Annotated in this window: 10 protein-coding genes and 2 pseudogenes; 4 read left to right on the forward strand and 8 right to left on the reverse strand. The window is 51.2% G+C overall.

Annotated elements, in window-relative coordinates; all coding sequences use genetic code 11:
- The 4 genes and pseudogenes from AUK29_10420 to AUK29_10435 all read left to right on the forward strand — a co-directional run bounded on the left by AUK29_10420 (nt 1) and on the right by AUK29_10435 (nt 1,907).
- Nucleotides 1-183 (forward strand): annotated as a pseudogene (locus AUK29_10420) (hypothetical protein).
- A 12-nt stretch (nt 184-195) separates the two neighbouring features.
- A complete protein-coding gene (locus AUK29_10425; GenBank protein OIP61282.1) occupies nt 196-564 on the forward strand; it encodes a hypothetical protein in 369 nt (122 codons plus the stop codon).
- A 48-nt stretch (nt 565-612) separates the two neighbouring features.
- A complete protein-coding gene (locus tag AUK29_10430) occupies nt 613-900 on the forward strand; it encodes a hypothetical protein (GenBank protein OIP61283.1) in 288 nt (95 codons plus the stop codon).
- A 179-nt stretch (nt 901-1,079) separates the two neighbouring features.
- The gene (locus AUK29_10435; protein ID OIP61284.1) at nt 1,080-1,907 is read left to right on the forward strand and encodes a hypothetical protein; all 828 of its coding nucleotides are present in this window, start codon (nt 1,080-1,082) and stop codon (nt 1,905-1,907) included.
- Nucleotides 1,908-1,922: 15 nt separating this feature from the next.
- On the opposite strand, the gene AUK29_10440 is transcribed toward AUK29_10435, so the two are convergent.
- From AUK29_10440 to AUK29_10475, 8 genes and pseudogenes are all read right to left on the reverse strand, one after another.
- A complete protein-coding gene (locus AUK29_10440; GenBank protein OIP61285.1) occupies nt 1,923-2,990 on the reverse strand; it encodes a magnesium and cobalt transport protein CorA in 1,068 nt (355 codons plus the stop codon).
- Nucleotides 2,991-3,004: 14 nt separating this feature from the next.
- On the reverse strand, nt 3,005-4,204 hold the full coding sequence (locus tag AUK29_10445) for an MFS transporter (GenBank protein OIP61290.1): 1,200 nt from the start codon (nt 4,202-4,204) through the stop codon (nt 3,005-3,007).
- Between the two features lie 14 nt (nt 4,205-4,218).
- On the reverse strand, nt 4,219-4,689 hold the full coding sequence (locus AUK29_10450; GenBank protein OIP61286.1) for an ATPase P: 471 nt from the start codon (nt 4,687-4,689) through the stop codon (nt 4,219-4,221).
- Between the two features lie 8 nt (nt 4,690-4,697).
- Nucleotides 4,698-5,288, reverse strand: a pseudogene (gene eno / locus AUK29_10455) (phosphopyruvate hydratase).
- A 328-nt stretch (nt 5,289-5,616) separates the two neighbouring features.
- On the reverse strand, nt 5,617-7,398 hold the full coding sequence (locus tag AUK29_10460) for a hypothetical protein (protein ID OIP61287.1): 1,782 nt from the start codon (nt 7,396-7,398) through the stop codon (nt 5,617-5,619).
- A gap of 23 nt (nt 7,399-7,421) precedes the next feature.
- On the reverse strand, nt 7,422-7,847 hold the full coding sequence (locus AUK29_10465; protein OIP61291.1) for a hypothetical protein: 426 nt from the start codon (nt 7,845-7,847) through the stop codon (nt 7,422-7,424).
- Nucleotides 7,848-7,860: 13 nt separating this feature from the next.
- Nucleotides 7,861-9,069, reverse strand: coding sequence for a potassium transporter Kef (locus AUK29_10470; GenBank protein ID OIP61288.1), 1,209 nt, complete (start codon nt 9,067-9,069; stop codon nt 7,861-7,863).
- Nucleotides 9,070-9,267: 198 nt separating this feature from the next.
- Nucleotides 9,268-9,753 (reverse strand): adenosine monophosphate-protein transferase, encoded by a 486-nt coding sequence (locus AUK29_10475; protein OIP61289.1) that lies wholly within the window; start codon nt 9,751-9,753, stop codon nt 9,268-9,270.
- Between the last annotated feature and the right edge of the window lie 237 nt (nt 9,754-9,990).

Here is a 9,990-nt window from a genome sequence, read left to right on the forward strand (position 1 = left end):
CATTACAAGTGCCCTAACAATAAATGGGCGCTGTCCCTATTTTTCCTATTTTTCCTGGTTATCGGCCATCTGGATGACCTTGTCATCGTGCCAGGCCTGGTTATTCTTGCGTTAAAATTCATACCGGATGATGTCGTTCGGAAATGCAGGAATAAGGTGAATGAAGAACATGAGGCTATCTAAAAGGTGGATTGCATGAAAATGAAATGGCCAATTAAAATTATCATACCGGTTTTTGTCGTTTCTTTGTGTCTTGCCTGTGCCTCAACACGAACACTTGAGCAGAATTTTTTGTCCATGCAAACCGGGATGTCCAGACAGAACGTTAAAAGCATCATGGGGAAGCCGGAAAGGGCCGATGTAGGCGTGGTTCCTCAACCGCCATTCTTTGGACCGCAGGAAGCTTTGCTGGGTGTGCTGAAGCCAGGTGCCTCCTTTGAGGAATGGCAATATACAGATGCGGAAAACATATATCTGATCTGGTTTGGGAGCATCAATGACGAGCCTCAGGACAAGTGGGGAGTAGTAACAAAATTCGGATACCCCAAAGGCGCCGTATTCTAAGTGGTCCTGTCCGTAAATATGGTAACGTACCGGGCGGAAAGGTTCTGTATGGAGAGATTGATTAAGATTGTTTTCATGGTCGGCTTTTTGCTGTTTTTTTCCCTGATCTATTTCCAACCCTTGAGAGATGCACCTGTGCCGATCTATCACGGGCTTGTCTGGTTGTCCGTTTTGATTTTTATATTGACCGGAACGGCATCGTTATTTGCCTTGATCAGCTATATGAAGCAAAAGGACAGGAAAGGAGCTTTGGGAGTCCTCTCTACCATCCTGGTTTTCACGATATTAATCGGGTTGCTTGCGATTTATATGTCGATCGCTGTTCATCGATCATGAAGAAACAGAAAAAACCATCGTGCTTTGATCCTGTGGGAGAAGTCGGATTGTAGATAAACAAAGCAGAGCCCTCTTTCAGGAACTGTGGACTGAGCAACCCTGGAGACACCTGCGGTGAAAGAGAAATATTCATCGAGGACAAAGCAGAAAGACGAGAAGAGAGGAGAACCGACCACGCCATGAAAGGGAGATGGGATAAAGATACAACCCGCGTGACCGTCATCAGAAGGGATCTCTTAATGAGGTCATGCCTGACGTTTTTCATGGCGCTGTCGGTCGTGCTTTCTCTGATGAGCCCGCCTGATCTCCTGGCCGGGGGATTGCCGCCTGATCAGAACAAGGCCCATATCGGGAAGCTCCCTCTGGTTGAACTGCCGGCTGCCGATGCGGAGAACGACATTCTGGCGATCATCCTCTCCGGCGACGGTGGATGGGCCGATCTCGACCGGGACTTCGGATATGCATTCCAGAAAATGGGGGTATCGACCATCGGCTTCGACAGCCTGAAGTATTTCTGGAAGCCGCGCAAACCATCCGAGGTTTCGCGCGACCTGGGTGAGGTTGTGAGGTATTACATGAAGGCATGGAATAAGCAGAGCGTGCTGCTGGTCGGTTACTCCTTCGGCGCCTCCTGGCTCCCCTTTCTTGTCAACCGTCTTCCACTGGATATCCAGGCCCATGTCAGGCTGGTTGCCCTGCTGGCGCCTGGAGACTATGCCAATGTCGAGATCCACGTTGGGGACTGGATCAGGGACGAGCGGCGCCCCGGTGCGCTAAACGTTCCGCCGGAGGCGGCGCGCATCCAGCGCCCTGTGCTCTGCGTCTATGGCGAGGAGGAAGAAAGTGAATCCATCTGTCCGGGGCTCAAGGGAGATGATGTTCACATCCTGCGTATGAAGAGCGGCCACCACTTCGGCGGTGACTACGCCACCATAGAGAACACCATCCTGAATTTCGTGAAACCCGTTACACCTCATCCTGTCCCCATTGGAAATTTCATGCGATGACTTATCAACAGGTTTTCAGTACCATTTTTTCTTCTTGAAATAGAACAGCATGGCCGATGTGACCCCGATGATCACCATCCAGGTGAGAAGATATCCATAACGCCATTTCAGTTCCGGCATGTATTCGAAATTCATTCCGTAAACACCAACGATGAACGTAGTGGGAATGAACAGGGTGGCGATGACGGTCAAGACCTTCATGACCTCGTTCATTTTGTTGCTGATGCTCGACAGGTAGAGGTCGAGCATACCCGAGGTCATGTCACGGAATATCTCGATGGTATCCATGGCCTGGATGGTATGGTCGTACACGTCCCGGAGGAAGATCCCGGTGGACTCCTTGATCAGGGGGGATTCGCCTCTCTCAAGGCTGTTCACAACCTCCCGGAGAGGCCAGACCGACTTCCGTAACAGGATCATCTCTTTCTTCAGGCCGTGGATCGCATGCATGGTTTCCGTCCTGGGGGCGCTTACCAGCACTTCTTCAATCTCCTCGATCCACTCTCCGATATGCTCCAGGATCAAGAAGTAGCTGTCTACCACGGCATCGATCAGGGAGTAAGCCAGATAGTCGGCTCCCATCTTCCGGATTTTCATGTTTGATTTCCGGATCCTTTCCCGGATGGGATTGAAGACGTCCCTTTCTTTCTCCTCCTGAAAGGAGATCACGAAGTTTGAACCGAGCACCAGGCTGACCTGTTCGGTCTCAATCCGGTGGGCTGCCTTGTCCCAGTAAAGCATCTTCATGACGATAAATATATATTCAGGGAAATCCTCCATCTTCGGCCGCTGTTCCGTATTCACGATGTCCTCGAGGGTCAGGGCATGCAGTTTAAAAAGCTGCCCGATCTTTTCTATGATCTTAAGATCATGAACGCCGTCTATGTTGATCCATGTGACCGTCGGCCTCTCCTTGAAGGGTAGGCATTCTTCAACCGTTTGAGCTTCTTTCTCTTCTAATTGTGTTTCATTATAATCCATGATTGTAATTTTAAGCTTCTCCGTTTTTTTCTCGCCTATGTGGACCAGGGTTCCCGGCGGGAGTCCGGCCTTTTGAGATCTTTTCTTGGTTATTTTAGACATGGCCCCCTCCTCTTTCAGCGCAGAATGCAGTCAACTTTTTTTTCAGTCTCTTTATTGACGAATACGATGAATATAACAAATAATATGGCCGAAAGGGAAGCGGTTATTGCTCCAAAATAGAAAGTAGCCGATGGTGAAATATGATCCCAGAGCCAACCGCCGATAAGGCTGGCGGGGAGCATGGCAAGGCCGACGGCAGTGGTATAGACACCGAAGGCCGTTGCCTTGAAGTCCGTCGGGATGATCGTGGCGAGAAACGCCTTCTGAATCCCCTCGGTCAATCCCATAAAGAGACCATAGAACCCGAACAGTATCCAGATGGCTTTTGTGCTCGATGCGGCTGCAAAGCCATAATAGAGTATAGTAAAGAGCACGAACCCCAGGAGGATGATCCTCTTTCTGCCGAACCGGTCTGCTGCCATCCCTGCAGGAACGGCTGAGAGCGAATACACGAGATTGAAGATCAGATAGACCACGGGAATCGTGACTGCCGGGATCCCGACCTGCTCCGCCCGAAGGATCAGGAAAACATCGCTTGAGTTGCCGACGGCGAAGAGGGCGGCAATGATGACAAAAAACTTGAACTTCCAGTCGAAATGCTTGAGCGTCAGCTTCGGCCTCTCCGACTGCGCAGCAGCGGTTTTTTTCTTTTCCGTGATGAAAAAGATGATGATCAGCACGGCAACGGTTCCCGGTATCATTGAGAGCCAGAAGACCTTGCGATAATCATTCGAAAAGATACCGAGAAAGAAAAAAGCCAGCGCAGGCCCGACAACAGCGCCCATGGTGTCCATGCAGCGGTGAAAGCCGAATGCCCGCCCGAGGCGCGACTTTTCCGTGGACTCGGCGATGATGGCGTCGCGCGGCGCGGTACGGATCCCCTTGCCGAACCGGTCCATGAATCTCGATCCCATCACCTGATGCCATCCCGTTGCCGGCGCAATGATCGGCCTGCTGAGTGTGGAGATGCCGTACCCGGCAGCCATGAGCCATTTGCGGTTCCCGATCCGGTCCGAGAACCAGCCGGAAAAAACCCTGAGCAGACTGGCGGTGGATTCTGCAACCCCTTCGATCAGACCGATCACCGATTTATTCACTCCCAGGACGTTTGACAGAAAAAGCGGAATAAGCGGATAGATCATCTCGGAGCTTAAGTCCATGAAAAAACTCACCAGCCCGGCGAAGAAAACATTCTTTCCGAAGCCGAAAAACATTTTGTCTTTTTTCATTAAAACCTCAATGTCGCCTTCAGTCTCATTGGATTCAGCAACAGGTCAAGGCCGTCTGCAATCGAGGTGACCAAGATATCAGCCGCTTTGACAGCATCAGCGGCACAGCCTTCATTCAGGCAAACAACAACACCTATCTTGGCGGTTTTAAGCATCAGCCGGTCATTGTTCCCGTTGCCGAAGGCAATCAAACTCTCGGCGCCGAGATCGGCTATATAGTGTTCTTTTTGAACATCGTGATTGTCACCTGTCAGAATATGGATCGTGCAGTGGATGTCTTTGAGTTCGGCCTTTGCCTTGCCGAAGGTGTCTGCGGTCAGAATATGTATCTTTAAGAATTCCGATATTCTATTCATCCGCTCCTTGACGCCGGGGGAAAGTTTCCCGTCAACGGAAAGAGTCCCTGTAAAATCAGAAACTAAATACTCCAAACGAACATGACCGAAACCAGGGATATCAAGTTCAAACACAATAAACCTCCTTTTGATTTTAAAACCGCTTTCAAATTATGATACGTCTCGGCAGCCATTCTGAGAGCCTCTCTGAATGTTTTTGCGCCGGTTGGTGAGATCATGAACTCCTGAATATCAACATTATTATCAGCATGTTTTCCTCCATTGAGGATATTAAAAAAAGGGATCGGTAACCGCCTTGCGTCATCTCCTCCGAGATATTTAAAAACAGATAATCCTTTATCCTGAGCCGCTGCCTTTGCTGCGGCAATGGAAACACCCAATATCGCATTGGCGCCCAGCCTGCCTTTGTTCTCTGTACCGTCAATCTTGATCATAAGGGAATCTATCTCTTTCTGTTCTGAGGGATTTCTACCGATTATTTCCGGAGCGATAATTTCGTTGACATTATTTACTGCATTTAAGACGCCCTTGCCGAGATAACGGCTCTTGTCTCCGTCTCTCAATTCAACCGCCTCCTTACTTCCCGTTGAGGCACCGGAGGGAACGGCGGCCCTTCCCAGAATGCCGTTATTTAGGACCACGTCCACCTCGACGGTCGGATTACCCCTTGAGTCCAGTATCTCTCTTGCGAATACCTTTTTGATCTTCGACATACCTTATCTCCTTCTTAATCATTATTATTGAAATCTTCATCATGCAATCTCCTCAATCCTGGAGTAGAGCGTCGTCAGGAACCCGTTGATCTTCGGCGTTATGTGTTCGAGATGGTCGCGTGTTTCGGCAACAAAGCAGTCGTGTCTGCCTCTTTAAGTTTGTACCCATGTTCCGGATGGGCACGGGCCATATTCTCATTCCGCTCGCCGCTTCTCAGTGCTTCTTTCAGCAGTCTTGAAAGAGGCGGCCTGTTTGCATAGCGCTGGGAATGTGGAATCTCTTTTGGGCGGGCCTGGGTTTGCCGCTGAACGGACTTAGAACTCTAAACTATGACCCCAAATGATGCGGATCCGGATGCCGGCCGGAACGATCCAGTATCCGGAGCGCCCGTTCTTTCAAGGCATACAGATGATCCAGATCCGTCCGGATCTCAGTCTCACGTTTAGCCGCTTCTTCCTTGCCCTTTTCTTTGCGGGCGATCCCCCGCTGAACCGCATTCCGAATCTCTTGGATCGTCTCGTCAATCTTGGCGAACATCACCCAGCGGACCTCCAGTTTGCTCTTCTGAAGTCTTTCCACAAAGTCCCAGCGGATCCGGCCCGATTGCTGCTCGATCATGGCGGCGAGATAACGCCTCATGCTTCTCGCGATGATGGGATGGCTCAGGAAGCGGGGCATCATGGTGGTCAGCGCATTTCCAAGGATTTCCACCATGATCGGTTCATCCTTGAAGATGAAATAGAAAGAGGATTTCATGGTCCACAGGGATTCCGCATCAAAGGTCTCAAAACCCACGGAAAAAAGATCGGAGGCATAGTGCAGAAGAGCATCTATGATCTCATTGATCCTGGTCACGAACCGTTCGCATCCCTTCTCAAACGCCATGGAGATCTTGGTGTCTTCGTTCTTCCGGAATACCGTGTCATACTCCTTGACCTGGTGGACAACAAATTCTTCAAGGGCCTTTCTCAGCTTTCCGGGTGAAAGGCTTCTGTTTCGGGCGTAGAAATCCTCGAAGGCGGGACCGAGGCCTTGGGCCAGATCTTTCTTGGCCGCATTCAGGTCCGGGTCCAGGATCTTTTCAATGATCCGCTTGGTCTCTCCTTCGAGGAGAATCTCAAAATCATTCTTGTCGGCCTCGATCTCCCTTTGTTTTTCTTCAAAGGTGTCCAGTTTTTTCTGGATCAATTCCAGGGGGGTATTCATGGACTTGTATTCCAGTTCCGCCCTGAGGATGGCCTCGGAGAGGACCTTAAGAAGATTTTTAGCGGCCGAACGGATCAGGATCCCTCCCTTCTCTTCCACAAGGAACCTGTGCAGCCTCTCTTCGAATACCGTGAGACGGCTCGCTTCGAGGGCCGCCGGGTCCCGGTTCAATTTCCCCTCCAGTCCGAGCCTGGCGGAGAGGGGATAGACCTCGATGGTTTCGTATCCCGCCTCATCCTGGAGGACTCTTCCCGTAAAGGCAAGAGACTCCTTGAGATCTTCGGGTGTGAGGTAATCGGCCTTGTTCTGGATGAAGAATATCCGGTCCGAGTACTGCTTGACATCCTTGAGAAAATCCAGTTCGGCCTTGCTCAGCGGCTGGTCCACCGAAATCAGGAAGACCGCCGCATCGGAGCGCGGGAGATATTCATAGGCTACGTCCGTATTGTGCTGGTACACGGAACCGACCCCCGGCGTGTCGATGAGCCGCACACCCTCCCGAAGATACGGCGACGGATACTGGATGCTCACCTCGGCCACATCCCGCTTATTCCTGGGGTTGCCGCTCTCGGTCACGTAGAGGGGAAGCTCCTCCAGCGGGATTTCCTTGTTCTCTCCATTGTTCAGGAAGACCTTGATCGTCACGGAGTCCCCGTATTCAATCACGGTCACAATGGAGGTCAGCGGGACCACGGCCGTGGGAAGCAGGTCGGCGCCGAGGAGGGCATTGATGAAGGTGGTCTTGCCGCGCTTGAACTGCCCGACCACAACGAGATTGAAACGGTTCTCCATGAGTTTTCGGCGCAGGTCGCTGCATGGACACTCGGGAACCGCTTCCACTGTGGAGACCTCGTCAATAGTCCGGATCATTTCGTCACGGAGTCCGGCAAAATCTTCGTTCATGGTTGATCTCCTTCAGACCGCCTCTATTTCACGATCATTACCGTGCAGGGAGAATAGGTCGAGACTCTTTTCGAGACTGAACCAAGAAGCCAGCTCTTTATCTTGGATTTACCCCGCTGTCCCACGATCACCATATCACAATTCTTTTCTTTCGCATATCTCACGATTTGATCGGCAGGATGTCCTACAACAACTTCCGTCTTGATTTCAAGATTCCTCTCTTTTGCTTTTTCCCTGAGCTTTTCGAAAAGTCCCTCATAATGCTGCGTCGCGCTGTCAATGATCGCATCCACCTCGACGATGTCGGCAGGCTCCGGAGGCTGTGCGACTGAAAGCACGGTGATCTCAGGGGCGGCGACAGGGCAGAGTTTCGACATATTAAGGGCAAACTCAAACGCTTTATAGGATTGAGGTGAACCGTCAAATGCAATGAGTATTTTCTTAAACATGATGACCTCCTTTTTATTCAGGGCTGCCGCCCGGTGAAATTTCCAAAGATCCATCCGGCGCTTCCTCGGGTCTCCCTTCCGGCAGCAGATATTTTGGAATAAAGAATGCGTTTGCGATCAGTGTCGGCACTACGGCGCTCCCGATAACAACCACAACGAGAAGTGAATACTGGGATTGATCTATGATCCCATGGTTCAGACCGAAAAGGGCGGAAATGGAGCCGAAGGTCAAGCCGGTGGACATGAGAAGCGTGGTGTAAATCCCTTCCTTTTGCGCATATCTATAAAATCTTGTTGCAGGGTAAACTCCTATGACCTTGGTGACCATCTTTGTCATGAAGAGAACGAGAAGCGCCATTGGAGCTGCAAAAACAGCCGGGACAGATACATAGGAACCTGCCCTGATAAAGTAAAAAGGGGTAAGAAGACCAAAGGTCAGCGTTCGTAATCTCCGGATAAGAACATGATCTTTGCCGACCGTTCCTGCAAGCGCCATCCCTACGACATAGGCCGGCAGCACGGCTTCACTGTCCGACCATACGGCCAGCGAGCCGAGCCCGAACAGTATGAGAAGGAGATACTTGGCTTCAGGCTCAGACGGCCTCCCCCCGTATTTTTTGAAAAACCTCGGGGTGAGGTAGGGAAGGGCGACAAAGGCAGTGATGCTGACGGCAGCAAAGATTAACGTCCTGCCTGTAAAGGGCGCAAATATCAGGCCGAGCGATATGACCGTGCCGAGATCGGTGATAAAGCATGCAGCCAGGACCGTTTTCCCGAACTCCGTCTTGTTCAGCCCCAGTTCGAGCATGACCGCATAAACCACTGCTACCGATGTCGTGGAGAGCGCAACCCCGGCAAGCCAGCTCGCCCTGACCGTCCAGTTCAGCAGATAATAGGCAACAGCGGCACATCCGAGGAAAGGGGCAAAGAATGAGACAAGGCCTATTGCGGTTGCCTCTTTCCATTTTGCTTTGAACACCGCCGGGTCCAGCTCAGCGCCTGCAAGAAAGGTCAATACGATAGCGCCTGTTCCCGATAAGAACTTGATCCACGGCAAATCGGCGCCAAGCGTCGTTCCAATAAGAGCCGCTATGACTAATTGTGCGACCGTGCCGACAAGGATTTCAGAAAGAGCGGTTGCAATTCGAAACCAGATGGAAAGTAAAGTGGCGATCAAGGCAAGTCCTATCCATAGCGCCGCCATTCCCCAGACTTCATGCATGGGATCTCTCCTTTCAGGGCATAAAAAAATCCTACCCTTCGCTCTAAAGAGTAGGAGTCATCAGCTTCGTTTGGGGAAGCAGTCAACGGCGAACTCCATCGCCGACTTTTTTTAAACATATCAAAACAAAAGATGTCCTGTCAATAAAAATCAAATCCCTTCCCGGCTGGTCTAAAATGGGATATCGCAATAACCGTTTCACCCGCGTTTGTATCCGAATTTCCGAAGAAGGTCCAGGCGGGAGGCCTTGTCTTTCTCCTGCTCCACCCCTTTGGGCGGTGAGCCGTCAATGACCCCTATGATGCCTCTACCCTGGCCGGTCTCCGCGATCACCGCCTCCGCAGGATTGGCCGTGGCGCAGAAGATCGTGCAGACCTCGGGGCAGCTCTTCACGGCGTTTAAGACATTGATGGGGAAGGCATCCTTCATGACGATGATGAAGGTATGCCCCGCTGCGATCTTCTGCATGTTGCCGACGGCGGCCTTGATCAGTTCGGGATCATTTCCATCGCTCCGGATCAGGCATTCAGCCGATGCCTCGGAGAAGGCCAGACCGAAACGGCAGGAGGGGACCTGGCCCACCATGACCTCGTAGAGGTCCTCCACGGTCTTGATGAAGTGCGTCTGCCCCAGAATGATATTGCAGTCCTTGGGAATGTCGAGTTTCACGGTTGAGAGATCCATGCATACCTCCTTGCCCTGTAGTTTAACATGTTACCCATGTCCATAGGTTCATTTGTTACCTATGTCAGCATGTTGTACCGGCTGAAAAAGCCCTGAACCGGTATCACTTTAACAGGGTCCTTTTGATTTTGCAAGGCGCTGTGGTCACCTAAATTCCGCGATAGAAATTCCAAAATTATTCCCTCTCCCTTGATGGGAGAGGGCAGGGTGAGGGTGAATCGTTTTCACCTTTAAGGT

Source organism: Nitrospirae bacterium CG2_30_53_67 (assembly GCA_001873285.1).
Taxonomy (GTDB): Bacteria; CG2-30-53-67; CG2-30-53-67; order CG2-30-53-67; family CG2-30-53-67; genus CG2-30-53-67.

Excerpts from the sequence above, each read along its gene's own strand:
- AUK29_10425 (OIP61282.1), top strand. The coding sequence starts at position 196 with ATGAAAATGAAATGGCCAATTAAAATTATCATACCGGTTTTTGTCGTT.
- AUK29_10430 (OIP61283.1), top strand. The coding sequence starts at position 613 with ATGGAGAGATTGATTAAGATTGTTTTCATGGTCGGCTTTTTGCTGTTT.
- AUK29_10435 (OIP61284.1), top strand. The coding sequence starts at position 1,080 with ATGAAAGGGAGATGGGATAAAGATACAACCCGCGTGACCGTCATCAGA.
- AUK29_10440 (OIP61285.1), bottom strand. The coding sequence starts at position 2,990 with ATGTCTAAAATAACCAAGAAAAGATCTCAAAAGGCCGGACTCCCGCCG.
- AUK29_10445 (OIP61290.1), bottom strand. The coding sequence starts at position 4,204 with ATGTTTTTCGGCTTCGGAAAGAATGTTTTCTTCGCCGGGCTGGTGAGT.
- AUK29_10460 (OIP61287.1), bottom strand. The coding sequence starts at position 7,398 with ATGAACGAAGATTTTGCCGGACTCCGTGACGAAATGATCCGGACTATT.
- AUK29_10465 (OIP61291.1), bottom strand. The coding sequence starts at position 7,847 with ATGTTTAAGAAAATACTCATTGCATTTGACGGTTCACCTCAATCCTAT.
- AUK29_10470 (OIP61288.1), bottom strand. The coding sequence starts at position 9,069 with ATGCATGAAGTCTGGGGAATGGCGGCGCTATGGATAGGACTTGCCTTG.
- AUK29_10475 (OIP61289.1), bottom strand. The coding sequence starts at position 9,753 with ATGGATCTCTCAACCGTGAAACTCGACATTCCCAAGGACTGCAATATC.